18 protein-coding genes are annotated in these 25,012 nt (G+C 72.9%); 4 read left to right on the top strand and 14 right to left on the bottom strand.

The features are described 5' to 3' along the window. Positions 1–3: 3 nt before the first annotated feature. Positions 4–1,368 carry an alpha-L-fucosidase gene (locus tag IPJ95_05000; GenBank protein ID MBK7922979.1) on the bottom strand — a complete coding sequence of 455 codons (1,365 nt, stop codon included), beginning with the start codon at positions 1,366–1,368 and terminating at the stop codon, positions 4–6. Next, positions 1,365–4,430: a protein kinase gene (locus IPJ95_04995; GenBank protein ID MBK7922978.1), complete on the bottom strand. Its 3,066-nt coding sequence runs from the start codon at positions 4,428–4,430 to the stop codon at positions 1,365–1,367. The genes IPJ95_05000 and IPJ95_04995 overlap by 4 nt, the downstream gene beginning before the upstream one ends. A gap of 176 nt (positions 4,431–4,606) precedes the next feature. On the opposite strand from IPJ95_04995, the gene IPJ95_04990 reads away from it, so the two are divergent. Beyond that, complete coding sequence (locus IPJ95_04990; GenBank protein ID MBK7922977.1) at positions 4,607–6,700, top strand: SDR family oxidoreductase; 2,094 nt, start codon at positions 4,607–4,609, stop codon at positions 6,698–6,700. A gap of 96 nt (positions 6,701–6,796) precedes the next feature. Here the strand turns inward: IPJ95_04990 and IPJ95_04985 are convergent, their stop codons facing one another. Beyond that, positions 6,797–7,903: a fatty acid desaturase gene (locus tag IPJ95_04985; GenBank protein ID MBK7922976.1), complete on the bottom strand. Its 1,107-nt coding sequence runs from the start codon at positions 7,901–7,903 to the stop codon at positions 6,797–6,799. A gap of 160 nt (positions 7,904–8,063) precedes the next feature. On the opposite strand from IPJ95_04985, the gene IPJ95_04980 reads away from it, so the two are divergent. After that, positions 8,064–8,333: a hypothetical protein gene (locus IPJ95_04980; protein MBK7922975.1), complete on the top strand. Its 270-nt coding sequence runs from the start codon at positions 8,064–8,066 to the stop codon at positions 8,331–8,333. Positions 8,334–8,410: 77 nt separating this feature from the next. On the opposite strand, the gene IPJ95_04975 is transcribed toward IPJ95_04980, so the two are convergent. Both IPJ95_04975 and IPJ95_04970 read right to left on the bottom strand, forming a co-directional pair. Next, entirely contained in the window at positions 8,411–9,787 is a 1,377-nt protein-coding gene (locus IPJ95_04975; GenBank protein ID MBK7922974.1) for an insulinase family protein, read from the bottom strand. Between the two features lie 11 nt (positions 9,788–9,798). Continuing rightward, positions 9,799–11,199, bottom strand: a complete 1,401-nt coding sequence (locus IPJ95_04970; GenBank protein MBK7922973.1) for an insulinase family protein — start codon at positions 11,197–11,199, stop codon at positions 9,799–9,801. A gap of 241 nt (positions 11,200–11,440) precedes the next feature. Between IPJ95_04970 and IPJ95_04965 the strand changes: the two genes are divergently transcribed. Further along, positions 11,441–12,373, top strand: a complete 933-nt coding sequence (locus IPJ95_04965; GenBank protein MBK7922972.1) for a sulfite exporter TauE/SafE family protein — start codon at positions 11,441–11,443, stop codon at positions 12,371–12,373. Between the two features lie 11 nt (positions 12,374–12,384). Here the strand turns inward: IPJ95_04965 and IPJ95_04960 are convergent, their stop codons facing one another. The 8 genes from IPJ95_04960 to IPJ95_04925 all read right to left on the bottom strand — a co-directional run bounded on the left by IPJ95_04960 (position 12,385) and on the right by IPJ95_04925 (position 23,081). Next, complete coding sequence (locus tag IPJ95_04960; protein ID MBK7922971.1) at positions 12,385–13,377, bottom strand: hypothetical protein; 993 nt, start codon at positions 13,375–13,377, stop codon at positions 12,385–12,387. Between the two features lie 140 nt (positions 13,378–13,517). Continuing rightward, positions 13,518–16,208 carry an EAL domain-containing protein gene (locus tag IPJ95_04955; GenBank protein MBK7922970.1) on the bottom strand — a complete coding sequence of 897 codons (2,691 nt, stop codon included), beginning with the start codon at positions 16,206–16,208 and terminating at the stop codon, positions 13,518–13,520. Positions 16,209–16,424: 216 nt separating this feature from the next. Continuing rightward, entirely contained in the window at positions 16,425–17,666 is a 1,242-nt protein-coding gene (locus IPJ95_04950; GenBank protein ID MBK7922969.1) for a Gfo/Idh/MocA family oxidoreductase, read from the bottom strand. An 85-nt stretch (positions 17,667–17,751) separates the two neighbouring features. Beyond that, the gene (locus tag IPJ95_04945; GenBank protein ID MBK7922968.1) at positions 17,752–18,390 is read right to left on the bottom strand and encodes a hypothetical protein; all 639 of its coding nucleotides are present in this window, start codon (positions 18,388–18,390) and stop codon (positions 17,752–17,754) included. Further along, entirely contained in the window at positions 18,387–18,995 is a 609-nt protein-coding gene (locus IPJ95_04940; GenBank protein ID MBK7922967.1) for a lysophospholipid acyltransferase family protein, read from the bottom strand. The genes IPJ95_04945 and IPJ95_04940 overlap by 4 nt, the downstream gene beginning before the upstream one ends. Next, entirely contained in the window at positions 18,992–21,430 is a 2,439-nt protein-coding gene (locus IPJ95_04935) for a zinc-dependent metalloprotease (protein ID MBK7922966.1), read from the bottom strand. Before IPJ95_04935 ends, IPJ95_04940 begins: the two co-directional genes overlap by 4 nt. A 50-nt stretch (positions 21,431–21,480) precedes the next feature. Then, the gene (locus IPJ95_04930) at positions 21,481–22,662 is read right to left on the bottom strand and encodes an aminotransferase class I/II-fold pyridoxal phosphate-dependent enzyme (protein ID MBK7922965.1); all 1,182 of its coding nucleotides are present in this window, start codon (positions 22,660–22,662) and stop codon (positions 21,481–21,483) included. Then, positions 22,659–23,081 carry an OsmC family protein gene (locus tag IPJ95_04925; protein ID MBK7922964.1) on the bottom strand — a complete coding sequence of 141 codons (423 nt, stop codon included), beginning with the start codon at positions 23,079–23,081 and terminating at the stop codon, positions 22,659–22,661. Before IPJ95_04925 ends, IPJ95_04930 begins: the two co-directional genes overlap by 4 nt. Positions 23,082–23,205: 124 nt before the next feature. Here IPJ95_04925 and IPJ95_04920 point away from each other — a divergent pair, with 124 nt between their 5' ends. Continuing rightward, entirely contained in the window at positions 23,206–23,637 is a 432-nt protein-coding gene (locus IPJ95_04920; protein ID MBK7922963.1) for an SRPBCC domain-containing protein, read from the top strand. Positions 23,638–23,639: 2 nt separating this feature from the next. Here IPJ95_04920 and IPJ95_04915 read toward each other — a convergent pair whose 3' ends face one another. Continuing rightward, positions 23,640–24,908 (bottom strand): beta-lactamase family protein, encoded by a 1,269-nt coding sequence (locus IPJ95_04915; GenBank protein MBK7922962.1) that lies wholly within the window; start codon positions 24,906–24,908, stop codon positions 23,640–23,642. Positions 24,909–25,012: the final 104 nt, after the last annotated feature.

Here is a 25,012-nt window from a genome sequence, read left to right as displayed (position 1 = left end):
GGCCTAGCCGGTCACCTCGGGGGTCCGGTCGAACTCCAGCCGGACCACCGGCCAGGGGCCATCGGGCGGCGCGCCCGGCAGCTGCACGGTCATCCCCTCCGGCCCCGCGGTCCAGGCCAGCGGGCCGCGCGCCGGATCGCCGAGCAGCGTGGCGCGGTGGATGGGGGTGCGCAGGCCCGGCACCCGCAGCTCCGCCCCCGGCCACTCACCGAGGAAGAGGTAGAGGCGGCTGGGCTTGCTGGTGGCGCGGAACGGCGCCCGGGCAAACGGCGAGGCGCTGGTGCCGCGGATCGCCTCGCCGTTCACCGCCATCCAGCGGCCCATGGCGCGGAGCCGCTCCACGCTCTCCTCCGGGAAGCTCCCGTCCGGCTTCGGCCCCACGTTGAGCAGCAGGTTGCCGCCCTTCGACGCCGTCTCCACCAGCATCCCGACCAGCTGCTCCACGGACTTGAAGTCGTGGTCGTGGCTGTTGTAGCCCCAGTTACGGTTCATCGTGATGCACGACTCCCAGTCCACGCCCGGCCAGCCGGTGGCCGGGATCTCCTGCTCCGGGGTGCGGAAGTCACCCAGTTGCGCCTCGGGCGGCACCGGGGTGGCCGACCAGCCGTTGACCCGGTTGTTCACGATGACCGCCGGCTGCAGCGCGCGGCACTTGTCGTAGAGCCGCCGGCCCATCGCCTGGGTCCAGGTGCCCTCCCACTGGCCGTCGAACCACATCACGCCGATGTCGCCGTAGCGGGTGAGCAGCTCGCTGACCTGCCCGTGCAGGTACGCCTCGTAGCGGGCGTACCGCGCCCCCTCCGCCGAGCGGGTCTCGGCCTCCCAGTCGCGGCGCGGGAGGTAGTCGGGGTGGTGCCAGTCCATGATGGAGTGGTACCAGCAGGGACGGACGCCGTGGCGGCGGCAGGCGGCGGCCACCTCGTGCATGATGTCGCGCTTGAACGGGGTGGAGCGCACGCAGAAATCGGTGAGGGCGGAGTCGAAGAGGGCAAAGCCGTCGTGGTGCTTGGTGGTGATGGTGAGGTAGCCCATCCCCGCCTCGTGCGCGAGCGCCGCCCACTGGTTGGCGTCGAAGCCCGACGGGTTGAACCGGGCCACCAGCCGGTCGTACTCGGCGAGGGGGATGTGCGCGTTGTTGCGGATCCACTCGCCGTAGTCGGTGCGGCCGCCGTACTCGCCGCCGAGGATGGCGTAGAGCCCCCAGTGGACGAACATCCCGAAGCGCGCCTCGCGCCACCAGCGCATGTCACCTGGAGCGCTTGGCAGGACGCGGACCATTCCCTCGAGGGCGGGCCACCCGCGGCCAAGCCCCAGGGCGCCGAGCCCGGCGGCGCCGGTGGCGAGGAAGTCGCGACGGGGCAGGGTCACTTCGCTTCTCCGGTCAGGTGTGCCATCCGGGCGCGCACCGCGGTCACCGCGGGCTGCAGCACCGGATCCGCGTCCTTCCAGAGCTCCAGCAGCCGGGAGTAGGCCTCGAGGGCACGGGCCGTGTCGCCGCGGCTCTCGTACAGCTCGCCGAGGCGCTGGAGGCTCGGGCCGAGGCCCCAGATATCGCCGTTGGGCTTCCAGGTGGAGCCGATGGCCACCGCCCGCTGGTAGGCGGCGAGGGCGGAGTCCGGCTGGTTGGCGCGCTCGAAGGCCAGCCCCTCCTCCCAGTTGCCGCAATCGGGGCAGCCGTCCACCAGGCGTCCGGCCGTGAAGGCCGCGACGGCATCCTGGGCCCGCCCCTCCGCCAGCGCCAGCCAGCCTCGCGCCTCGTACCACGACCAGCGCCCGCGACGCACGCCGATGGGCACCTCGGCCTCGTACCGCTCCAGCGCCGCCCGGGCCCGCGCGGTCTGGCCGGCGACGGCGTGGGCCACGGAGAGGGCCGCGAGCGGGCGGTCGTAGCGCGGGATGGAATCAAGAGGGTAGGCCCGCAGCCCCTCCTCGAGCAGGCGCAGGGCGCCGGCCGTATCCTGGCGGAACAGCAGGTACGCCCGGGCCAGTCCCGCCTGGACTTCCAGTGCCGCTCCGGGGAGCCTCCGCGCCATCGCGGTCGTCGCGGCCTGGCGGGCCTGCCGCTCGGCATCGGCGAGCTTGCCCTGGACCTGGAGCGTCATGCCCAGGCCCACCGCGGACCGGAAGCGCCACTCGTTGTCACGCGTCTTGAGGCCCAGGGCGAGCCACGCACGCTCGGCTTCGGGGTAGCGCTGCGCTCCCCCGCTGGTGAATCCCCGGGCCCAGAGGTACAGCGGGTGATCGGGGAAGGCCTTGAGCCGGGCGCCGAGGATCCGGTCGACCTCGTCGAAGTGTCCCTGCCCCCCCACGGCGGCCAGGAGCTGCAGGTCGGCGTTGTTGGGGTAGTCGCGGGAGGCGGCCAGGGGCCGGACCAGCGACTCGGCCACGGCGGGGCGCAGCCGGTTCAGCATCAGGAGGGCGAGATTGTTGACGGCCACGGCATCGTCGGGGCGGAGCAGCAGCACGCGGCGATAGGCCGCCTCCTCGCGCGCGGGGTCCGCGTCGACCTTGTTGTGGTAGAAGGCGATGGTGAACAGCCGCTCGATCTCGGGGAGCCGGTCGCGGTGCTGGTAGGCACGGGTGGTGGCGTCGATGATGCGATCCTCGCTCGCCGCCGCGTTGGAGAGCGCCACCGCGAGCTTGCGCCACGCCATGGCAAAGCCGCTGTCGAGGGCCAGGGCCTGCTCCAGCAGCGGAACGGCGCCGGGGCTGTCGCCCGCGTCGCTCCGCCGCGCGGCCTCGGTGTAGAGGCGCAGCGCCTCGAGGGAGCCGGTGGTGACCTGGTCCAGCGGCTCGCCGCCGCGAATGGTCTTAAGCGACTCGCCGATCCGTTCCCGCAGGCGGCCGGAGAGCCGGTCGAGGGCGCTCACAATGCCGGCGTCGTCGTCGGCGGTCTCGCGCAGCGCCACGAGTTCGCTGCCGTCGGCGACATCGACCAGGCGGGCGGAGAGGACGAAGCCCTTCCCGATGGGACTGATCTCGCCGCTCACCACCGCCTTGGCGCCCTCGCGGGCCGCGATCTCGCGGGCCAGCGCCGCGGTGAGCGGGGTGGCTGGGTCGCGCTGCATGCGGCCCAGGGCGGCGGCGAGTTCCGCCGTGCTGAGGAGCCGCACCACCGGCGACTGGCCCAGGTCGATGCGGAACGCCTCCGTGATCGAGCCCGCCAGGCCGGGGTCGCTGGTGCGGTTCTCGAAGTCGGCGACGATCATCCGGTCCTTCGCCTTGAGCCGCCCCGACGCGACCAGCGTGCCGGCGGGCCCGATGCCGGCCAGCCGCATGGCGGTGTACCCACCCGCCACCAGGGCCAGCACCCCGAAGGCGATCAGCCCGCCCCGGATGGCCTTCCGCCACGTGAACCAGTGCTGCATCCCTCCCGCCGACGGCGGAAGGATGCGGCCGGTGGCCCGGGCCTCCGCCCGGCGGCGCTCGAAGTGGCCGGTCAGCGCGATGATCGGGAGGCCAGCCGCCATCAGTCCGACGGCGCCGTAGAGCACCCAGTCGGGGAGGCCCAGGGCGCGCACCAGGACAAACGCCAGGCCGATCACCAGCACCGCCGCCACCCCGAACAGCACCGCCACCCGCACCGGGTGGCTCTGGCGGATGGCCTGCTCCGTGCCGCTGGAGATGGCCGGCGTGGTGCCGGTGGGGGTCAGCCCGCCGGTGGATGGGGTCGCCGCGGCCTCCAGCTGGCCCAGCAGCTCGGCGGCGCTCTGCCACCGGTCGGCGGGACGCTTCTCCAGGCAGCGCATGAGGAGGCCGTTGAGCACCGCCGGCACCGCCGGCCGGCGGGCACTCACGGGCTCCGGCACTTGCGTGATGTGGGCCGCGAGCAGCCCCTGCGCGGTGGGCGCCGTGAAGGGGGGCTGGCCGGTGAGCATCTCGTAGGCCAGGATGCCCGTGGCATAGATGTCGGCGCGGTGGTCCACGTGGGGATCGGCGGCGGCCTGCTCCGGCGCCATGTAGGCCGGGGTGCCGAGCGCCACGCCGAGGGAGGTGAGCGAGGACTTCCCGCTGGAGGCGGTGACCGCCTTGGCCACGCCGAAGTCGGTGACCACCGCGTGGCCGTCTGAGAGGAGGACGTTGTCCGGCTTGATGTCGCGATGGACCACGCCGCTCCGGTGCGCGTACGAGAGGGCGTCCACCACCTCGCGCATGATCTTGGCCGCTTCGGCGACGGGCAGCTCGCCCTCGCGGGCCAGCTTGGCCCGGAGCGACTCCCCCTCGATGAAGGGCATGATGTAGTAGAGCAGGTCGCCGGCGGCGGCGGCGGTGAGCAGCGGGACAATGTGCGGGTGCTGCAGCCGCGCCGCGAGCTTGATCTCGCGCTCGAAGCGCTCGACGTTCACCGCGGCGCTCATCTCGGGCGGCAGCACCTTGATGACGACCTGGCGTCCGAGGCGCGCCTCGGTGGCGAGGTACACCCGGCTCATGCCCCCGCCGCCCAGTTCCCGGACGAGCTGGTAGGTGTCGCCGAGGGCGGCCTGCAGGAGGGGCGCGAGGGAGATGGGTGGTCCGGGCCGAGGGAAGCAGAAAACTACCGGCGGCAGGAGCAGGGGGCCAGACGTCCCGCTCCCGTCCGGGGCGTCTCCGGGCGAGATTCCAGCCCATGACCCCTTCAGACCAGACGTCCGCCGCCGATCCCTGGGCCAGCCTGCCCGCCGGTACCGACCCGCTCGACGGGCTGGTGCACCTCTCCAACCTGCTGGGCCGGGAGACCCGGCTGGTCCAGCCGGGGGGCGGCAACACCTCCATCAAGATGAAGGTCCCGGGCCCCGACGGCGCCGACGTCGAGGCGCTGCTGGTGAAGGGGAGCGGCACCGACCTGCGCAGCATCACGCGTGGTGGCTTCACGCGGCTGTCGCTGCCGCGGCTGGCGCCGCTTGGGGTCATCGACCAGATGACCGACGCCGAGATGATGCGCTTCATGGCGGGCTGCATGCTGGCCGAGGGCCCCGCGCCGAGCGTCGAGACGCCGCTGCACTCGCTGCTGCCGCACCGGGTCATCGCGCACACCCATGACATCGCCACCATGAGCCTGACCAACGTGCCGGATGGCACGGCGGAGCGGCTGGTGCGCGAGATCTTCGACGGGCAGGTGGTGTACGTCCCCTACAGCCGGCCCGGCTTCCCGCTGGCGCGCGCCGTGAGCGCGATGGCCGGGAGCATCCCGGCGGGCGCCATCGGCATGACGCTGGCGCACCATGGGCTGGTGATCTTCGGCGACGACCCGCGGCAGTGCCACCAGCGCATGACTGCGGCGGTGGCAAAGATCGAGGCCTATCTCGCCGCCTGCCGCAAGGGCAAGCGGGTGCTCGGCGGCACCGTCCGGCCGGCGCGGCCCGCGGCGGAGCGGCAGCAGCTGGCCGCCACGGTGCTCCCGGCGGTGCGGGGCGCGCTGGGCGCGGCGGAGCGGGTGATCCTGCACTTCGACGATGGCGAGGACGTGCTCGAGACCCTGGCGCAGGAGCGCACCCCGGAGCTGGTGCGCCGCGGCATGACCACGCCGGAGCACCTGCTGCGGGCGGGGCGGCTGCCGCTGTGGCTCGACCTCGACCCGGCGCTCGCGCCCGACGCGCTGGCCGCGCAGGTCACGGCGCAGATCGCGGTGCAGCGGGCCGAATACGAGGCGTATCATCGGCGCCACGCCGCGGCCGACCAGCCGCCGCTCGACGACTGGGCCAAGGTGGTCCTGGTGCCGGGGATCGGGATGATCACGGCGTTCAGCGACAAGAAGAACGCGGTGACCGCCAACCTCTGCTACCGCGCCGGGCTCGAGAGCCTGGTGAATGCGGAGGCGGTGGAGCGGTTCGAGTTCCTCCCTGAGGCCGACGTCTTCGCGTTCGAGCACTGGCCGCTGGAGCGCCGGAAGACCGAGGAGGCGCTCGCGAAGGAGCGGGCCACCAAGCTGCTGCCGCGGCACGTGGTGGTGGTGATCGGCGGCGGGAGCGGGATCGGCAAGGCGGCGGCGGAGAAGTTCGCGGCGGAGGGGGCCCACGTGGTGGTGGCCGACCTCGACGGCGCCGTGGCGGGCAAGGTGGCCTGCGAGATCGCGGCCGCGGCGCCGGGGCGGGTGATCGGCGGCCCGGTGGACGTGCGGGACGACGCCAGCCTCGACGCGCTGTTCCGCCGCGCGGTGCTGGAGTTCGGCGGGCTCGACTGCCTGTTCTACACCGCGGGCGCCCCGCCCCGCTTCGCGCCGATCACCGAGATCACCCGGGAGGACCTGCAGCGGCAGCTCGAGGTGCACTACATCGGCGCGGTGCAGGCCATCGGCCGCGCCGCGCGCATCATGCGGCGCCAGGGGCTCGGCGGGTCGATCGTGGCGTCGGTCTCGAAGGCGGCGGTGGTGCCGGGCAAGGAGGCGGTGGCCTACGGCGGGAGCAAGGCGGCCATGCTGCAGGCGCTCCGGGTGGCCGCGGTGGAGCTGGGCGGGGACGGCATCCGGGTCAACGCCATTAACGCCGACCAGATCGAGACGCCGCTGTTCCTGCAGTTCGTGAAGGAGCGCGCGGCCAGCCGCGGCATCACCGTCGAGGAGCAGCTCGAGGTCTATCGCAAGCGGAACCTGATGGGGGCGGCGCTCATCCCCGCGGAGGTGGTGGCCGACCTGGCGGTGCTGCTGGCCAGCAGCCGCTTCCGCTACACCACCGGCGACATCCTCACCGTGGACGGCGGCCTGCCGGAGGCGTTCCCGCGGTAGGGGACCACCGCGGGCACGCGGGCGGCCTGGGTCCGCACGCGCAAACGGGAGCCGTGGCGATCGCCACGGCTCCCGTTCGTATCCGGGCGGCGCGGCCTACTGCCAGGTGCGCGGCACGGCCTCGGGCTTGGTGGCGAGGATGGCGGCGCCGGCGCCGATTTCCCGGGCAATGCGGTCCCGGATGGCCCGCAGCTCGCGGAAGCTCACCAGCCGCTTCTCGTCCTCGTCCCAGAGGGTGAGCCACAGCGTCTTCACGCTCTGGGGGAGCGTGAGCCGGGTGACCTGGTGCAGCGCCGGGTTCTGGTCGAACGCCTCCTGCAGCCGGTAGTTCGGGATCCGGGCGGAGACGTGGTGGATGTGGTGCAGGCCGATGCTGGCGGTGCACCACTGCAGCAGCCGGGGCATGACCAGGTGGCTGGCCCCATCGAGGCCGGAGGCGAAGTAGTTCCACGCCTCGCGGTAGCGCCAGTAGGTGTCCTCGTACTGGTGCTGCACGTAGAAGAGGTACACGCCCATGGCGCCCGCGATGAGCGTGATGGGCACCTGCACCAGCAGGAACTCCCGCAGCCCCACCGTCCACCACAGCAGCGCCACCGCGAGCCCGAGACCCAGGTTGGTCAGGTGCACGCTGGTCCACTCGCGCTTCCAGCTGCGCGGGATGTCGAGCGGCAGGCGGTGCTTGAGGATGAACTGCCACGCCGGGCCCACCAGCAGCAGCACCAGGGGGTGCCGGTAGAGGCGGTACAGGATCCGCTTGTGGCGGGGCCGGCTCAGGTACTCGCGGACGGTGAGGGTGTCGATGTCGCCGAAGTCCCGGCCGTCGAGGTTGCCGGAGCTGGCGTGGTGGATGGCGTGGGTCTTCCGCCAGTAGGTGTAGGGGACCAGCGTGATCACGCCGATCACCGAGCCGATGAGGTCGTTGACCTTCTGGGAGCGGAAGAAGCTCCCGTGGCCGCAGTCGTGCTGCAGCATGAACATCCGGACCACCATCATGGCCGCCGGCACCGCGACGATCAGGGTGAGCCCGTAGCCGATCTCGAGGCTCCACAGCGCGGCGATCCAGAAGATCACCAGCAGGGTGGCGGTGCTGGCCAGCTGCCAGGCGCTGCGGAGGTTGGACGGCACGCGGTACGGCGCGAGCATCGCCATCCAGTCCGGGCTTTCGGGCGTCGGCGCCCCGGCGGCCGGGGCATCGCAGGTCATCGGGTTCGCCATCTGGTCACTGCTCCTGGTGCATGGGAGAGGAACCCGTAATCTACGGCCCCGGGGGGTGCCCCAGTAAGGGCGGCGGGCGCCCGCGCCGCCCGGGGGGCACCGCCCGGCTGGCCATGGCCGTGGCGCCCGCGCATGTTCCACGCGACCCATGCGATTCCGCGACTTCCTCTCCGATCTCCTCGGGACTCCGCGCGGGCCCCGACGCTGGCTCTCGCCGTACCAGGCGGCGCGGGTCCGCCGGATCCATGTCGCCGAGCGTGACCTCGACAACTGGGTGGCCACCGCGATCCTCGAGGGCAGCGGCGGGGACGACGTCCGGGTGGCGGCCGCGACCCGGGCCGACGCCCTCCTCGTGGCACACGCCATGGCCGCGGAGGTGGCGCGGACGGGGCGGATCCTCGAGGTGACGGGACCCTGACGCGACGCGGGTGACGGCCCCGGGCTGCCCGGGACCGTCACCCGCCTACCGCCCGCCGGCCTGCGTGGCGTCCGGCGTCAGGGCACCCCGGCCCGGTACGGCTCGAGCTGGGGCTCGATGGTCTTCCTGTCTCCCACCACGGTGATCGTCATCCGCGCCGGGTCGAGGTACTTCTCGGCGGTGCGGCGCACGTCCTCGGGGCTCACCCCGTGCACGTTCTTGACGTAGCCGCTGATGTAGCCGTCGCCCAGGCCGTGCTGGTCCACGAACTGCATCTGGCCGATGAGCCCGTAGCGCGAGCTGTTCTGCAGCGTGAAGACGCCGGCCAGGTTGTTCTTGATGCCGGTGAGTTCCGCCTCGGGCGGCGCCTCGCGCCGGAGCCGGTCCACCTCGCCGAAGATCTCCTTGAGCGACGGCCCGGTGACCGCGGTGGTCACGTCGGCCACCTCCACCCACAGGCCGGTCTTCGGCCAGCTGCCCACGAACGAGAAAGGGCTGTAGGTGTAGCCCTTGTCCTCGCGGATGTTGCTGGTGATCCGCGAGCCGAAGGCGCCGCCGAGCAGGGCGTCGGTGACCGTGAGGCGGACCCAGTCGGGGCTGGTGGGGTCGGCCACGGGAAGGCCCACGCGGAGCGAACTCTGCACGGCGTCGGGGCGGTCGATGAGGTCGAGCTGGCGGTGGGCCACCGGCGTCGGCGGGCGGACCGTGGCGGCGCTCCCGGCCTTCCAGCGGCTGAAGGCGGCGCGGATGGCGCGCTCCAGCTTCGGCTGGTCGAAGACGCCGCTCACGTACAGGTGGGCGCGGCGGCCGCCGACGTTGTGGTCGTAGAACGCGGCGATGCGCGCGGCGGTGTAGCCGGCGATCATCGAGTCGCTGGCGTAGACCCGGCCGTAGGGGTGGTCGCCGAAGAGCATCTGGCGGAAGCGGGCGCGGCTGATCTGGCCCGGCTGGCTCTGGGCGATGGCGTTGTCCCGCTGCAGGTTGGCGCGGAGCCGCGCCAGGTCCGACTCGGCGAAGCGGGGACGGAGCACCACGTCGGCGAGCAGGGCGATGAAGCGGTCGCCGAATTCGCTCAGGACCTCGCCGCCCACGGTGAGGTCGTCATCGCCGGCGCCGGCGCGGAGGCTGCCGCCCATCTCCGCCGCCTCGCGGGAGATCTGGCCCGCGCTCCGGCTGGTGGAGCCCTCGAGCAGCATCTGGGCGGTGAGGCCCGCCAGCTGCACCTCGTCGGCCGCCTCGTCGATGCCGCCGGTGGCGAGGTCGAGCTGGACCGCCACCTTGGGCACCGTGCCGTAGCGCACGAAGCTCACCTTCATCCCGTTGGGCAGCGTAAAGCTCCGCCGCGGCGGCACCCGGAAGTCCTTCGGCGTGCCCGGCGCGGGGGGGGCCTCCTGCTGCGCGGCGAGCGGCAGCGCGCCCAGCAGGAGGGCCGTGGCCAGCAGCGTGGTTCGCATCGGTCCGCTCCTCACTGGGCGCCGCCGGCGGCCTGGTCACGGGCGCCGGGGACGATGGTGTACACGGTCCGGTTGCCGGACCGCAGGTATTCGCGCGCGGTGCGCTGGATGAGCGCCGGGGTGACCCGGGCGAACCCCGCCTCGAGCCGGTTGGCCAGCGCCGGGTCGTCGTCGAACAGCGCGAAGGACGCCAGCAGGTCGAGGGTGCCGAAACCGGAGAAGCTCTCCATGATGTCGTACAGCGCGGCGCGCATCTTGGTGCGGGCCCGCGCCAGCGTGGCGGCGTCGACCGGCCGGTCCATCAGGGCCTGGACCTCGCGGTCCACCGCGGCCACGATCGCATCGGGGCTGACGTTCGCGTCGTGGTAGAGGGAGACCATCCAGAGCATCGGGCCCTGGTAGTTGAACTGGTGCCCCAGCCCCCAGTTGATGCCGGCGCTCACGTCGCCGGTGTAGCCCTTCTCCTGCACCAGCGCCTCGAACAGCCGGGCGTCGCGGCCCTGGCCCAGGATCTGGTCGATCAGCCCGAAGGCGAACCATTCCGGGGTCCCGCGCGGCGGCACGTGGTACGCGAGGCCGAGCGCCGGCCGGGTGGCGAGCGAGTCGACCCGGCTGGCGCGCTTCTCGGTGACCTGCCGCGGCTCGGTGAGGTCGGGCGGGGCGGGCAGCTCCACGGCGGGGATGCCGCCGAAGTACTTCTGGATCCAGGCCCGGGCCTGCCCCGGCTCGAAGTCGCCCACCACCGCGAGCACCGCGTTGTTGGGCGCGTAGTACTTCTGGAAGAACGCGGCGGCGTCGGTGAGGGTGGCGGCGTCGAGGTCGGCGAGGTCACCGTAGAAGTTGTGGGCGTTGTACCAGTTCTCGTTGGCCGTCATCGGCAGGTCGATCCACGGGAACGAGCCGTAGGGCTGGTTGAGCACGTTCACCCGCACCTCGTTCTTCACCACTTCCTGCTGGTTCTTGAGGTTGGCGCTGTCGATGGCCAGCCCCTTCATCCGGTCGGCCTCGGCCCAGAGGATGGTCTCCAGGGTGTGCGCGGGCACCACCTCGAAGTAGTTGGTGAAGTCGAACCGGGTGGAGCCGTTGAGCAGGCCCCCGTTCGACTCCACCAGCTTGATGAACTCGAGCTTGCCGAGGTTGGTCGAGCCCTGGAACATGAGGTGCTCGAACAGGTGGGCGAAGCCGGTGCGGTCCCGCGGTTCATTCCGGAACCCGATGTGGTAGTAGGCCCCGACCGCGACGGTGGGCGCGGTGGTATCGCGGGAGAGCACCACCCGGAGTCCGTTGGGCAGGCGGTAGTAGTCGATGGGAACCGCCCGGCCCGCCTGCTGCGCGAGCGACGGGGCGGGGGTGGTGCCGAGGGCCGCGGCCAGCAGGGCGAGCGTGGCCAGCGGTCGGAAGGGCGCGAGCATGCGGGGACAGCCTCGTCGGGTGGGAAGACAGGTGTCGTACGGGACACGCGAGTGCCGGGTTTCCCGCCGGAGTATCACCCGCCGGGTGTCCCGGGGCCATGCGCCCGCCCCTCGGGGCGCGGCTGTCGGTCGTTGTTCGGGCACTGGGGCGCTGGGAGGCATGTCTCTTGCCCATGGGTGGGGGGTCGGGACATCCCCTCGGGGGCGTTCCACGCCGTTTACCCTGCCTGTCCCATGGGGAATGCCTGTGGAATTCAATCCCGCGCTGGTCATCGCCTTCGGGCTGGGCGTCGGCGTCCTCGTCGGCATGACCGGCATCGGCGGGGGCGCCCTGATGACGCCGCTGCTGGTGCTGTTCGTCGGCACGCCCCCGGTCACGGCGGTCGGCACCGACCTGGCCTACGGCGCGGTGACCAAGACGGTGGGCGGGATCAAGCACTGGCAGCAGGGGACGATCGACTTCGTGCTCTCCGCGTGGATGGCGGTCGGGTCGGTGCCGGCGGCCATCGGCGGCGTCTATGTGGTGGGGGCGCTGGAGCGGCGCCTCGGGGGCCCGGCCTTCGAGCAGGCCATGCTCTACCTGCTCGCGGGGGCCATCGCCTTCACCGGCGCCATGACGCTCATCCGCGCCATCTTCCTCAAGCAGCTCATCAGCCGCGAGCGCGATACCGTGCCCATGCAGGCCCGCCACAAGGTGGCGGCCGTGGTGCTCGGCCTCTCCGTCGGCTTCATCCTCGGCATCACCTCCGCGGGCAGCGGCTCGCTGATCGCCCTCGGGCTCATCATGATCTTCCGGCTCACCCCCTACCGGGTGGTGGGGACCGACGTCTTCCACGCCGCCATCCTGCTCTGGGCCGCGGCGATCGCCCACGTGGTGGCCGGCAACGTCGACTACGTGCTCGCCGGCACCATCCTCATCGGGTCGGTGCCGGGGGTGTGGGTCGGCAGCCACCTCTCGGTCCGGCTCCCCGCCGGCACGCTGCGCACCGTGCTCGGCGTGGTGCTGATCGGCGCCGCCATGGGGCTCGGCTCCAAGGCCGGCCTGCCCATCCCCAAGGAGGCGATCGCGGTGGTGCCGGCGGTGCTGGCGGCGATCGTGCTGTGGCAGCGCTTCCGCGACCGGGTGCCCCGCGCCGCCGCCGACACCGTGGCCCAGGAGCCGCGCGGGCACTAGGCCCCGCGGGGTCAGGGCAGCAGCGTCAGCACCAGCGACGCGTCCTCGGCGTAGTGGCCGTCGAACTCCGGGTCCGCGGCGTCATCCTGCACATCCTCGAAGGCGTAGATCTCCATGGCCAGATAGCGGACGCCGGCGGGCAGCGTGTCGGCCACGGCCACCTGCTGCCAGCTGTTGCCGGTGGTCAGCACGGTGCCGGCCACCACGCTCGCCGGGCTGGCGTAGCTGCCGGGGAAGCCGGCCGGGGTGCCGGTGTAGCCGAGCACCCGGACATCGAAGCGGGTGTCGGTGGTGGCGGTGCCCACCACGCGGTTGAACCAGGCGCTGCCGTCCACCCGGACCTTGCCGGCGTCGATCTCGGCGGCGAGCGCGGAGACGTCCACCAGCTGCCACTGCTGGCTGGAGACCGTGCCGGCGCCGGCCAGCAGGCCGCTGCGCATGAAGCGGAGCATCTGGCCCGACCGCGCGAAGATGCCCTGGTCCTGGACGAACACAGAGGCGGAATCGCCCCGCCACACGCCGGCGATGGTCGGGAGCGTGCCGACCTGGACCGGGGTGTCGAAGCCGGGGTTGAAGAGCCGGTTCACCCCGAGCCCGCTGGACAGATCAAACCGCGCCTGGACAGCAAAGGTGACATCGAAGCCGGGCTGGAAGGTCAGGGTGCAGACGGGGCCGGCGACGGCAGTGCAGCCGCTCCAGCCGGAAAAGCTGCTCACGCTGTCCGGGGTAGCTTCCAGGGTGAAGGTGCCGCCGGCGCCGGCGTCGAAGAAGTCGTCGGAGCACGGCGTGGGGACGGTGCTCCCGGCCGTGAACTGGCAGTCGATCTGCACGTTGACGTCGGGGGCCAGCACCCGGCCGTTGCCGCCGCCCGGGTTGGTCACCAGCACGGTGATCTCCTGGAAGGGCTGGTTCGGGTTGAACGGATTGCCGCTGCACGCGCCCAGCAGCAGCCCGCCCACCGCCAGCACGCCGCCCGTCGCCCAGATCCATCCCGCCCGCCTCACAGGCCGGTCATTCCGCTGACCACGCACAGGCCACTCCCGGTGATGTTCATGGGGCGGGCCGTCCGTGGCCGCCCTCAAGGGAGCAACGTCAGGGGATGCGGGGGATTCTCAGCGGGGCGGCCGGGCGGCCGGGCCGGGGGTCAGGCCGGGGTGGCGATGGCGGCGCCGCTGGCCAGCAGGCGGCGCACCTCGTCGGGGTGGAGCGGCAGCGAGAAGTAGTATCCCTGGCCCAGGTCGCAGCCCATGGCGGCGAGCGCGGCGCACTGGTCGGGGCGCTCGACGCCCTCGGCGACGGTGCGCAGCCGCAGCGCCTGGCCCAGGCCCAGGATGGCGCGGGCGAGGGCGGCGCGGTCGTCGCCGCCGGCCACCTCCTCGACGAAGGGCCGGGCCAGCTTGAGGATGTCGATGGGGAAGCGCTGCAGGTAGCTGAGCGAGGAGTAGCCGGTGCCGAAATCGTCGATGGCGATGCCGACCCCGAGCGCCTTGAGCTGCTTGAGGCGGGCCTGGGCGGAGCCGGTCTGCTGCATGAGGACGCTCTCGGTGATCTCCAGGACCACCGCCCCCGGGTCGACCCCCGACTCCCGCAGGGCACGGACGGTCTCCTGGACGATGTCGAGCTCGTGCAGCTGCCGGCTGGAGACGTTGACCGCCATGGTGAGGGGCACCGTCGGGTGCAGCTCGCGCCACTGGCGCAGCTGCCAGCAGGCGCGCCGCAGCACCCAGCCGCCCAGGTCCACGATGAGCCCGGTCTCCTCCGCCAGGGGGATGAACTGCTGGGGCAGCATGGAGCCGTAGCGGGGATGGTCCCAGCGCACCAGCGCCTCCACGCCGTGGAGCTGGCGGGTGCGCATGTCGTAGATGGGCTGGTAGACCAGGTGCAGCTCCTCCCGCTCGATCGCGGCGCGCAGCGCCAGCTCCATCTCCATCCGCTGCCGCAGGTCGGCGTACATGTGCGCCTGGTAGGTCTCGCAGCGCCCCTTGCCGCGCCGCTTGGCCGTGTACATGGCCATGTCGGCGTTGCGGAGCAGGTCGTCGGCGCTCTCGTCGCTCGCGGCGGTGGCGATGCCGATGCTGGCCGTCACGTACAGCTCGGTGCCCGCCAGCGGGAAGGTGCGCGCCATGGCGCGGGTGAGCCGCTCCAGCAGCACCTGGTGGCCGGTGCCCCCCGGCGGGTCCTCGAGGAGGATGGCGAACTCGTCGCCGCCGAAGCGGGCCACGGTGTCGGCGCTGCGGGCCGAGGCCTGCAGCCGCTCCGCCACCGCGTTGATGAGCTGGTCGCCCTCGGCGTGGCCCAGGGTGTCGTTGACCTGCTTGAAGTCGTCGAGGTCGAGGAACATCACCGTGATCGCCGTGCCCTGCCGCCGGGAGAGCGCCAGGGCGTGGCTCACCCGGTCGCGGAACAGGGCGCGGTTGGCGAGCCCGGTCAGCGGGTCGTGGAAGGCCAGGTGGGTGAGCTGCTGCTCCAGCTGCTTGCGCTCGCTCACGTCCCGGAGGTTGAGCACCAGGCCGCGGACATCGGGCTCCGCGAGGAGATTGCTGGCGATCACCTCCACGTGCAGCGGGGTGGAGCGGCTGCCGTGGAAGCGCCACTCGACCGCCGGGGTCACGCCGGGGGTGCGCAGCGCGGCGCGGAGGAAGGCCAGGGCCGCGTCGCGGGCGTCGGGGTCGAGCACGTCGGCCAGGGGCTGCCCCGTGATGCCGGCGGGATCGAGCTTGAGCACCCGCGCCACCGACGGGCTGGCGAAGCGGATGGTGAGGTCCCCGCGCACCACCAGGATCACGTCGGAGGCGTGCTGCACCAGGGCGCGGAAGCGCGCCTCGTTGCGGCGGGCCGCCGCCTCGGCGATGAGCTGGACGTTCTCCCGCACCGTGAGCAGCTGGCGGGCCACCACCAGCGCGGTGATCACCACCGCGGCCGCGGCGATCGGGCTCACCGGGTCCACCCAGGGCCGCACCGTCACGCCGAGCAGCAGGCCGTAGGTGGCGCCCACCGCCAGGTAGGGGAGCAGGCTCGAGGGCTGGCGCCGGGTGCGGCCGACGGGCGCGGGGGCGCCGGCCGGGACCGGGTGAGCCCAGTACATCTCGGCGCTGCCCACCAGCAGGATGTAGACGATCAGGTAGACGGCGTCGATCCACCCCATGATCCGCTCGCCGGCCTGCGCCACGATCAGGTCGAAGGCCAGGTCGGCGACGATGCTCAGCACCACCCCGACGATCAGCACGTGGAACGCCCGGCGGTTGCCGTCGAGCGGGCGGCGCAGCAGCGTCATCGTGACGCCGAGCAGCAGCAGCAGGCCCGCCATCGGGTAGGCCAGCGCCAGCGCCCGGTCGATGAACCGGGTGGCGGTCACGTCCATGCCCGGCCGGATGGCCAGGAACCAGATCGCGAGCCCGCCGCCCACCAGGACCGTGGCCGCGTCGATGACGAACTTCCAGCCGTCGAGACGGGTCCGCCGGATGAGCGGGAAGGACAGCAGCGCCGCCAGCGTGAAGCCGCTGTCGGCCAGGTAGAAGGGGTCGGCCCATGACACGCCGGGGCTCTCGCCGCGGCTGAAGAAGTAGCTGACCGAGATCAGGTTGCCGAGGAGCACCATGATCGCGCCGGCCCCGAGCAGTCGCAGGGCGCGGCGGACCCCGATATCGAGCGACGGATGCCGCGAGGCGAGCAGGTTGAGGACGGCGACGAGCAGGTTGAGCGGGAGGAAGGCGAGGTTGCTGACCAGGTCACGCAGCGGTTCGGTGCCGACCCCGGCCCGCTCGAAGGCCACGTAGAGCACGGCGTAGGCGGCGGTGGCCACGGTCCAGACGCCCGGGGTCGGCCGGATGGACATCACGGCCTCCGGTCCGCTGGGTCGCTCCATCGGCATCCGCTCGGCCATTGCCACTCCGGGACGGCCCCGTGGCGTGCACGCCACGACGGCCCAGGCCTCGGGGGCTGCGGAATGCAACGCCCGTGGCGAAGATCACAGGTTCAGGGGGTACCTGGGGGCCCAAGGGGGCCCCCGGTGCCGAAGGAGGGCAAGGGTGATGCCGGGACCGGAATTGAATCAGGGCTTCCAGGTGCCCTTTGCAACGGCCGGGATGAAGGTGTCGAGGCCCCGGGGGGGGAAATCGAGGGTCCGGCCCTGCTCGGCGCTCTGGTACGCGGCCATGAGGATACGCACCACGTCCAGGCCGTCATCCCAGGTGAGGATCGGCTCCTCCTTGCCCTGGAAGACCCGGACGAAGTGCCGGTTCTCCGCCTCATAGCCGTAGGCGGCGGCCTCGCTGGCCACCACCGGCATGAGCCCCACCTCGGCATTCTGCTTCTCGACCAGGTCCTCGCCGGCGCGGCCCTTGACCTCGCGGCTGAAGAAGAGCTTGAGCCCGCTGTCCAGGGTATTCCAGCTCATGGAGTACTCGGGGCCGAGCAGCTCGGCGGAGAGCCGCAGGCCGGCGCCCACGAAGCTCCAGCTGGTGCTGGCCTCGCCGAGCACGGTGTGGCCGTCGGCGGTCTCGAACTCCACCATGAGGCTGGCGAAGTCCTCGGAGGGCTGCTTTGCGTAGTCCACCTCCTTGCCCATGGTGGCCTTGAGCTTTTTCGCGTAGGCGGGCCGGGACCACTTGAGGCTGGCGATGTGCGCCGTGATCCGCTTCGGGACCACGGTATTGAGCGACTGCCCCGGCTCGGTGAGCAGGTGGCGCACCACGAGGGCGGAGTGGCACATCATGTCGTTGAGCACGCCGCCGCCCTGCAGGCTGCCGCGCCAGAACCAGGGCATGTGGGGGCCGCTGTGCTCCTCCGCGGCGCGGGCCAGGTAGGGACGGCCGGTGGTCGCGGCGCCGCGGGCCCACAGCAGCATGCGCCCGGTCTCCACCTGCGGGGCGAAGACCTGGTTCTCGAGATAGCCGTGCTTGAGGCCGGCCTTGCGCACCATCCCGAAGACGCTCCTGGCCTCGGCCACGTTCCGGGCCAGCGGCTTCTCGCAGGCGATGCCGGCGAGCTCCGCGTGGCCGCGCATGATCGGGTCGGTCAGCTCCTCGACATTCTCCACCCGCGCCTGGTTGGGGCCGCAGAGCCAGATGGCGTCGATGAGCGGATCGACCACCATCTCGGCGATGGAGCGGTAGGGCCGGCAGGGGCCGATGTCGAGCGCGCGGGCGTAGGCCGCGGCCGCCTCGGCGTTCTTCCGGTTGGGGCTCCAGACCCCGCGGATCTCGCAGTCGCGGACGGCGCGAAAGGCCTGCATGTGGAACCGGGCGTTGAAGCCGGAGCCGATGAAGCCGATGCCAAGCGGACGGGTAGCCATGGGAGATCCGTCGGCGCGCAGGACGGAGCGCGCGGGCAGGGGGTGGTGGGCTGTGGAGGCGTCGTGCAACGATGCAGCCGGTAGTCTAACCCGGCGGTGATCCACGTTCCATGCGCCCCAGGAGCTCCGCCAGGGCCGCCTGGCGCTCCGCCCGGGGCGGCTCACCGAAGCGGAGAAAGAGGGGGCGGTGCTCCCAGTCGAACGCCGACCGAGCGCCCCCGGCCAGGTAGAGCGCCAGCGCCGCGGCGTGGACCCGCAGGTGCGGCGCGCCATCCACGGCACACCAGAGCAGCGCCGCCCGGATGGCCGGCTCGGGGTGCTCCTCCGCGCGACGCATCAGCGCGTCGGCACCAATGTCGGTGGCGGGGTCCCGGAGCAGGCGCAGCACCTCGCGCTCCACGGTGCCCCGGCTCCCGCCGTCCGGCGCCAGCACCGCGGCGCGCAGGCGGATCTCGGCGACATCATGCCACTCGAGCTCGCGCAGGAAGCGCATCGCGGCCGGGAGGGCGAGCGCTGCCACCGCCTCGACCTCGCGCCAGCCGGCGCCCGGCCCCCCGAGCCGCTCGCGGAGCAGGGCCAGCGCCACCTCCTGCTCCGACGGCGTGAGTGCCCGGAGGGCCTCCAGGTCGTATCCCTCCCCCTCCCGCCAGCGGTCGTAGTCGAGCTCCAGGCTGGCGAGGAAGCGCGCCATCGCCGGCGGGGGCTCCTCCCCCGCCGGGCTCACGCCGGGTCCTCCGGCGGCAGCACGTAGCGCTCGGGAAAGCGGGCCATGCGCGGGTGGAAGAGGCGGCGCAGGGCGCGGATGTCGGCGTCGGCGTCGGCGGTGGGCCAGACCGGCGCGAGGATATCCACCACCTTCCGCGAGTAGTCCACCGCCACCGGGACGATCGGTACCCCGGCGCCGACGGCGATGCGGTGGAACCCGGTCTTCCATTCCGCCACCCGCTTGCGGGTGCCCTCGGGCGAGATGCCGAGCACCCACTGCTCCCGCGCCTGGAAGCGGTCGATGGCGGCGCCCACGGTGCCGTGGGCCGCGGTCCGCTCGATGGGCTCGCCGCCGAGCCAGCGGAGCAGCCCCGTCACCGGCCAGCGAAAGAGCGTGTGCTTGCCGAGCCAGCTCAGGCGGAAGCGGATGGCAAACATCGCCAGGATGCAGAGGGGGAAGTCCCAGTTGGAGGTGTGCGGGGCAACGATCAGGACGAAGCGGGGCAGCGGCGGCATCGCGCCCACCACCCGCCACCCGACGAGGGCCATGGTCCGGCGGGCAAGCGCCGCGCCGAAGGGCGTGCCCCGGCTGGGGCAGCCCAGCGTGGTGGAGGGCGCCGTCATTCGTCGCCGATCGGGCTGCCCGGGGGCGGCGCCAGCGGGGCCGGCGCGGTGTCGGCGGGGCCGCGCGGATGCTCCAGGAATCGGCGCAGGTCGCCGGCCAGGGCCAAGGCCTGGGCCCGGTCCGCGGCGCTCACCGACGGGCGGGCGCGGAGCGCCTCCATCCGCCGCTGCAGCGCCTCCACCTCGGCCAGCGCGATCGCGCGCGCCTGGGGCAGGTCGGCCTCGGTGGCGAGTCGCACCAGCCGGTCGGCCACGACGTAGCGGACGCCACGCGCCACCTCCGCTTCGTAGGGATCGCGCGGGGTGGGCCCGAACGCCGCGCTGACCACGGCCTTGAGCACCTCCGCAAGGCCCGGCGCGCCCGGCTCGAGCGCGGGCTGCAGCACCAGACGCGCGGCGCGCTCGGTGTCGAAGAGCAGCGCCACGGTGAGGTCGGCCGCCGCCATGGCGGGCGCCACGGGGTCGAAGGCCAGTCCCGTGGTGCGGCGGAACAGCTCGCGGTGCGGATCCCAGAGGTTCGGGCGCGGCGGCAGCACCGCCAGCACCGGCCGCGGCAGCGTGAGCTCGGCGGGGGTGAGGGTGCGGAGCAGGGCGGTGAGGGCGCGCTTCTGGTCGGCGGCGGGCACCGGGCGGCGCGGTACCTGGCCATCGCCCCGCGCGGCGTAGCTGTACCACTGGCCGCCCACGAGCTTGACCGTGGCTTCGAGCTGGTAACGGTGGTGCAGGTACACCGGCACCAGCACCTCCTCGAGCGTGGCCCAGGGGCGTCCGGCGCGGATGGCCGTCTCGCCGAAGCGGGTGAGCGCCACCCGGCGCACGTCCATCACCCGGGTCAGCTCCGCGGCGGCGTCCACGCCGTTGTCCCACAGGTGGGCCTCGGGATGCACGCTGCCGGCGGGGCGGGCGTCGCCATCGGTGAGGAAGGTGAGCCCGCGGGCGCGGGCCTCGCGCAGGACGCCGGCCAGCAGCTCGCGCTCCGGGCCGCGCGCCGGCGGATCCATGTAGCCGTAGGCGATAGCCACGCTGTCCCACGCGCCGAGCCCCACGGCGTAGGCGCTGTCGAGGGTCAGGCCGCCGTCGGGCGCGAGGCGCACCAGCGGGTGGGGGTAGTCCATCACCGAGGCGCGACCCTGGGTGCTCGCGATGTAGTTGTGCGCCAGGCCGAGCGAATGGCCCACCTCGTGGGCGGCGAGCTGGCGCAGCCGGGCCAGCGCCATGCCGAGGGGGGCGACCGGGTCCTCGGTGCCGGTGATGTAGGGATCGAGCAGCCCTTCGGCCAGCAGGTAGTCCTGCCGTACCCGCAGCGAGCCGAGCTGCACCGCGGCCTTGATCACCTCGCCGGTGCGCGGATCCACCACCGCGCCGCCGTAGCTCCAGCCCCGGGTGGCGCGGTGCACCCACTGGATCACGTTGTAGCGCACGTCCATCGGGTCGGCGCCCTCGGGCAGCAGCTCCACCCGGAAGGCGTCGCGGTAGCCGAGTGCCTCGAAGGCGTGACTCCACCAGCGGGCCCCGTCGAGCAGGGCGGAACGCACCGGCTCGGGCGCGCCGCGATCGAGGTAGTAGACGATGGGCCGCACCGGGTCGCTCAGCGCGGCGGCGGGGTCCTTCTTCTGGAGGCGGTGCCGGATGATCAGTCGCTGCGCCAGCGGCTCGCCGATGGGGCTGGCGTAGTCGGCGTACTCGACGCCGAAGTAGCCGGCGCCGGGGTCGTTGGCCCGCGGCCGGTAGCCCGGCTCCGGCAGCGCCACGAACGAGAGGTGCTGGCGGAGCGTGATGGCGGCGGGCGTCGGCGTCACGCCGCGGGTCCAGGCGCCGGGGGGACCGCCGGTGAAGGTGAGGGTGGCCTCGATCTCGGTGTTGCGCGGAAAGACGCGGGTGTTGGACAGGTAGGGCGCGCCGCGGGAGGCGTCGGGCGCGTAGCTGCCCTGTCCCGACGCGCGCAGCACCTCCGCCACGCCGGTGAGGTCGGCGAGCACGAAGTCGGTGGCGTCGACCAGGCTCCGCCCGCCGGTGGCCGCGGCCACGGTGAAGCCCCACAGCACCGACTGGGCAAAGGACTCGCGCACCGCGCGCTGCTCCGCGCTGTCCGGCGAGTCGGCGCGGTAGGCGTAGTTGGGCTGCACCAGCAGCAGCTTCGGGCCCACCCGGTCAAAGCGGACGATCTTGCCCTCGCCCACCTGGCTGCGGTCGAGGCCGATGTCGTTGGAGCCCATGCCCGTGGCCCGCGAGGCGATGAAGATCAGCTCCTCGTCCGCCAGCGGCACCTCGAGCCAGAGCCGGCCCCCGCGCTCGTCCCAGTACACCGGGAGGAACCCGTCGAGCCGCCGCATCCCGGCGGTCTTCTCCTCGATGGTGGGGAGCGCCGCGGTCTGCGCCGCGACGGGGGTGACGGCGAGCAGGCCGGCGAATGCCAGCAGCAGTCGGTTACGCATGCAGGCCCACGGAATGAGGGGTGATGACGCGCGCGGCCGGCGGCCGCGCCTCAGCGCGACCGCTCCAGCGCCTGCAGCAGGTCGGCGGTGATGTCGTCCAGGTGCTCCAGTCCCACCGAGACCCGGATGAGCCCCGGGGGGATGCCCACGGCCCGGCGCTCGTCCTCGGTCAGCTTCGAGTGCGTGGTGCTGCTCGGGTGGGTGACGATGGTCCGGGTGTCGCCCAGGTTGGGGCTGTGGGAGACCAGGCGCACCGCATCGAGGAAGCGGCCCGCCCGCGGCAGCCCGCCCTTGAGGACCAGCACCACGATCCCGCCTCCCTGCCCCATCTGCCGCCGCGCCAGCGCGTGCTGCGGGTGGCTCGGCAGGAAGGGGTAGCGAACCTCCTCGAGGTCCGGGTGCCCCTCGAGGCGGGTGGCGAGCGCCAGCGCGCTGGCGCAGTGGCGGTCCATCCGCACCGCCAGCGTCTCGAGGCTCTTGGAGAGCACCCACGCGTTGAAGGGCGAGAGCGCTGGCCCGGTGTGCCGCGCAAAGAAGCGCGCCTCCGCCACCAGCGCCGCGCGGCCCACGATGGCGCCGCCCAGGGTGCGGCCCTGGCCGTCGAGGTACTTGGTGGCGGAATGCACCACGAGATCGGCCCCGCAGGCGATGGGTCGCTGCAGGTAGGGCGTGGCAAAGCAGTTGTCCACCACGAGCGGCACGCCGCGGGCGCGGCACAGCGCCCCCAGCCACTCGAGGTCGATCAGGTCGAGCCCCGGGTTGGACGGCGTCTCCACGAACACCAGGCGGGTGGTGGGCTGGAAGAGCGGCTCCCACGTCTCGGGCCGCGCGCTGTCGGCGTAGCTGTGGCTGATGCCCACGCGGGGCAGGAGCCGGGTGAGGATCTGGTGGGTGGAGCCGAAGAGCGCCCGCGAGGCGAGCACGTGGTCGCCGGTCTTGAGCAGCGCGGCCAGGGCCACGTACACCGCCGCCATCCCCGAGGCGGTGGCGATGCCGTCCTCCGCTCCCTCGAGCAGGCAGAGCTTGCGGACGAACTCGTCGGTGTTCGGGTTGGCGTAGCGGCTGTAGATGTTGCCCGGCACCTCGTCGGCGAACAGGGCGCGGGCCTGCTCGGCGTCGTCGAAGACGAAGCTCGAGGTGAGGAAGAGCGGCGCCGCGTGCTCCCGCTCGGGCGTGGTCGGCAGCTGGGTCCGGATGGCCAGCGTCTCGAAGTGCGGGCCGGGGCCGGTCATGCGGCGGGGAGCACGGCGTGGCTCCAGGTAATGGTGGCGCTGCGCTCAAGGATCCGCGCCACCGAACAGTACTTCTCCATGGAGAGGCCCACCGCGTGGCCCAGCTTGTCGGGATCGCAGGCGCCGGTCACCTCGAAGCGCACATGCACCGTGGAGAAGAGCGAGGGTTCCTTGCCCGGCTCCCGCTCCCCCTCCACCGTGACCCGGAACGCCTGCACCTCCTGCCGCTGCTTGGCCAGGATGGCGACGACATCGATGCCGCTGCAGGCGCCGAGGGCGGTGAGTACCAGTTCCATGGGCCGGGCGCCGAGGCCCTGGCCGCCGATGGCGGGTGCCCCGTCGATGGCCACCGTGGCGCCGCTCTCGGTGGTGGCGGCGAAGTGGACCGCCTGGTTCCGGCGTTCGAGGATGACGCGCATGATGAGGAGGCTATCACCCGGCGGAGGGAAAGGCCAGACGGCGCCGGCCGGGGTACCGGCCGGGCCTTGTGGCGCGCCGTCCCGGGCCGCATGATTGCCCCGGCTCCCTCACGCCGAGACCCCCATGCCTGAGATCCTGCACGACTTCCCGGTGTTCGCGCCCCCCGAGCGCGTCTTCGCGGCGCTCACCGACCCCGCGGGCCTCGATGCCTGGTGGAGCCTGCGGGCGAGCGGCACCCCGGGCCCGGGCGCGCGCTACGCCCTCGACTTCGGCCCGGGCTACGCCTGGACGGGGGTCGTGGTGGCGTACGATCCGCCCCGCGCGGTCGCGTGGGAGATGGTCGTGGCCGATGAGGACTGGCGGGGGAGCCGGGTGGGATTCGCGCTCGCGCCCATGGAGGGCGGGACCCACGTGGCTTTTTCGCACACGGGGTGGCCCGCCGCCAACGCGCACTTCCGGACCTCATCGTTCTGCTGGGCGATGTACCTGCGGCTGTTCAAGCGGTACGTCGAGGCCGGCGAGGTGGTGCCCTACGACCGCCGGCTCGACGCCTAGCGCTATCGCGCCACCGCCTGGTACACCAGCGTCCGCAGCCGGTCGGCCAGGTCGAGCGGGCCCGCCGGCAGGAGCTGGGTCATGAACACCACCACCAGGCCATCCTTCGGGTCCACCCAGTAATTGGTGGCGTACGCGCCGCCCCAGCCGAACCGGCCGGGATTGCCGTACTGCCCGGCGCGGCCGGGTTCCTCGAGGAGCTCGAAGCCGAGTCCGAAGCCCAGCCCGTTGCGGGAGAAGAGCGTATCGGCGTGGTCGGCAATCATGAGGCCCACGGTGCGCGGCCCCAGGATCCGCGCCCCGTCCAGGCTGCCGCCGTTGGCCAGCATCTGCAGGAAGCGGGCGTAGTCGCCGGCGCTGGAGACAAGGCCGGCGCCGCCGGAGTAGCTGGTGCGCGGCCCCTCGAGGTAACTGCCCTGGCCCCGGGCCCCCTCCGGGGCGCGCACCAGCCCGCCGTCGCTGGCGGCATACAAGGTGGCCAGGCGCCCCGCCGCCGCGGCCGGGGGGTAGAACCAGGTGTTCCGCATGCCCAGCGGGCCGAAAATGCGGGCGGCGAAGAAGTCGGCCAGGCTCTGCCCGGAGACCTTCTCCACCACGCAGCCCAGGATGTCGGTGTTGTAGCCATACACGAAGCGCGCGCCCGGCTGCGCCACGATCGGCAGCCGGCTCAGCCGCTCCATGCTGGCGCAGATCGGCTCGGCCTTGTCGGCAAAGTACCAGCCGTATCCCGCCTGGGGGCCGAGGCCTTCGGCGGCGTAGGCGTCCCGCACCAGGGAGTCGGTGCCGTAGGAGATGCCCGCCGTGTGGGTGAGGAGGTCGCGGATGGTGATGGCCCGGCGCACCGGGGTGAGCACCAGCCCGGTGTCGCTGGCGCTCGCCACGCGCGCCGTGGCGAAGCCGGGCAGGAACTTCGCCACGGGGTCGCCGAGCCGGAGCAGGCCATCCTCGACCAGCATCATCACCGCCACGCTGGTGACGGCCTTGGTCTGCGAGGCAATGCGGAACAGCGTGCCGAGTTCCATCGGGCGCTGCGCCTCGCGGTCGGCCCAGCCGAAGGCCTGGGCGTAGGCCACCGTGCCGTGCCGCGCCACCAGCACCACCGCGCCGACGGCGCGCCCGCTGTCGATGGCGGCCTGCACCACGGGGCCGATCCGTTCCAGGCGCCCGGGCGCGAAGCCCAGCCGGGCCGGGGGGGTGCGCACCGGCGCCTGGGCGGCCAGCGGGGCGGTGAGCAGGGACAGGGTAAGCAACGTGAGGCGCAGGCGAGGCATGGGCGGTCCGCGGGTGATGGATCCGATGGTGATGGTTGTGCGTAGGGACGCGGGACGGGGTGAAGGTACGGCGCCGCGGCGGCCACAGGAATGCCCCTCCGCTG

The sequence above is a fragment of the Gemmatimonadota bacterium genome, from assembly GCA_016713785.1.
GTDB lineage: Bacteria > Gemmatimonadota > Gemmatimonadetes > Gemmatimonadales > GWC2-71-9 > JADJOM01.
This window is presented reverse-complemented; position numbering and strand designations above follow the sequence as displayed.

Excerpts from the sequence above, each read along its gene's own strand:
- IPJ95_04995 (MBK7922978.1), bottom strand. The coding sequence starts at position 4,430 with ATGAGCCGGGTGTACCTCGCCACCGAGGCGCGCCTCGGACGCCAGGTC.
- IPJ95_04990 (MBK7922977.1), top strand. The coding sequence starts at position 4,607 with ATGACCCCTTCAGACCAGACGTCCGCCGCCGATCCCTGGGCCAGCCTG.
- IPJ95_04985 (MBK7922976.1), bottom strand. The coding sequence starts at position 7,903 with ATGACCTGCGATGCCCCGGCCGCCGGGGCGCCGACGCCCGAAAGCCCG.
- IPJ95_04980 (MBK7922975.1), top strand. The coding sequence starts at position 8,064 with ATGCGATTCCGCGACTTCCTCTCCGATCTCCTCGGGACTCCGCGCGGG.
- IPJ95_04975 (MBK7922974.1), bottom strand. The coding sequence starts at position 9,787 with ATGCGAACCACGCTGCTGGCCACGGCCCTCCTGCTGGGCGCGCTGCCG.
- IPJ95_04970 (MBK7922973.1), bottom strand. The coding sequence starts at position 11,199 with ATGCTCGCGCCCTTCCGACCGCTGGCCACGCTCGCCCTGCTGGCCGCG.
- IPJ95_04965 (MBK7922972.1), top strand. The coding sequence starts at position 11,441 with ATGCCTGTGGAATTCAATCCCGCGCTGGTCATCGCCTTCGGGCTGGGC.
- IPJ95_04955 (MBK7922970.1), bottom strand. The coding sequence starts at position 16,208 with ATGTCCATCCGGCCGACCCCGGGCGTCTGGACCGTGGCCACCGCCGCC.
- IPJ95_04950 (MBK7922969.1), bottom strand. The coding sequence starts at position 17,666 with ATGGCTACCCGTCCGCTTGGCATCGGCTTCATCGGCTCCGGCTTCAAC.
- IPJ95_04940 (MBK7922967.1), bottom strand. The coding sequence starts at position 18,995 with ATGACGGCGCCCTCCACCACGCTGGGCTGCCCCAGCCGGGGCACGCCC.
- IPJ95_04935 (MBK7922966.1), bottom strand. The coding sequence starts at position 21,430 with ATGCGTAACCGACTGCTGCTGGCATTCGCCGGCCTGCTCGCCGTCACC.
- IPJ95_04930 (MBK7922965.1), bottom strand. The coding sequence starts at position 22,662 with ATGACCGGCCCCGGCCCGCACTTCGAGACGCTGGCCATCCGGACCCAG.
- IPJ95_04925 (MBK7922964.1), bottom strand. The coding sequence starts at position 23,081 with ATGCGCGTCATCCTCGAACGCCGGAACCAGGCGGTCCACTTCGCCGCC.
- IPJ95_04920 (MBK7922963.1), top strand. The coding sequence starts at position 23,206 with ATGCCTGAGATCCTGCACGACTTCCCGGTGTTCGCGCCCCCCGAGCGC.
- IPJ95_04915 (MBK7922962.1), bottom strand. The coding sequence starts at position 24,908 with ATGCCTCGCCTGCGCCTCACGTTGCTTACCCTGTCCCTGCTCACCGCC.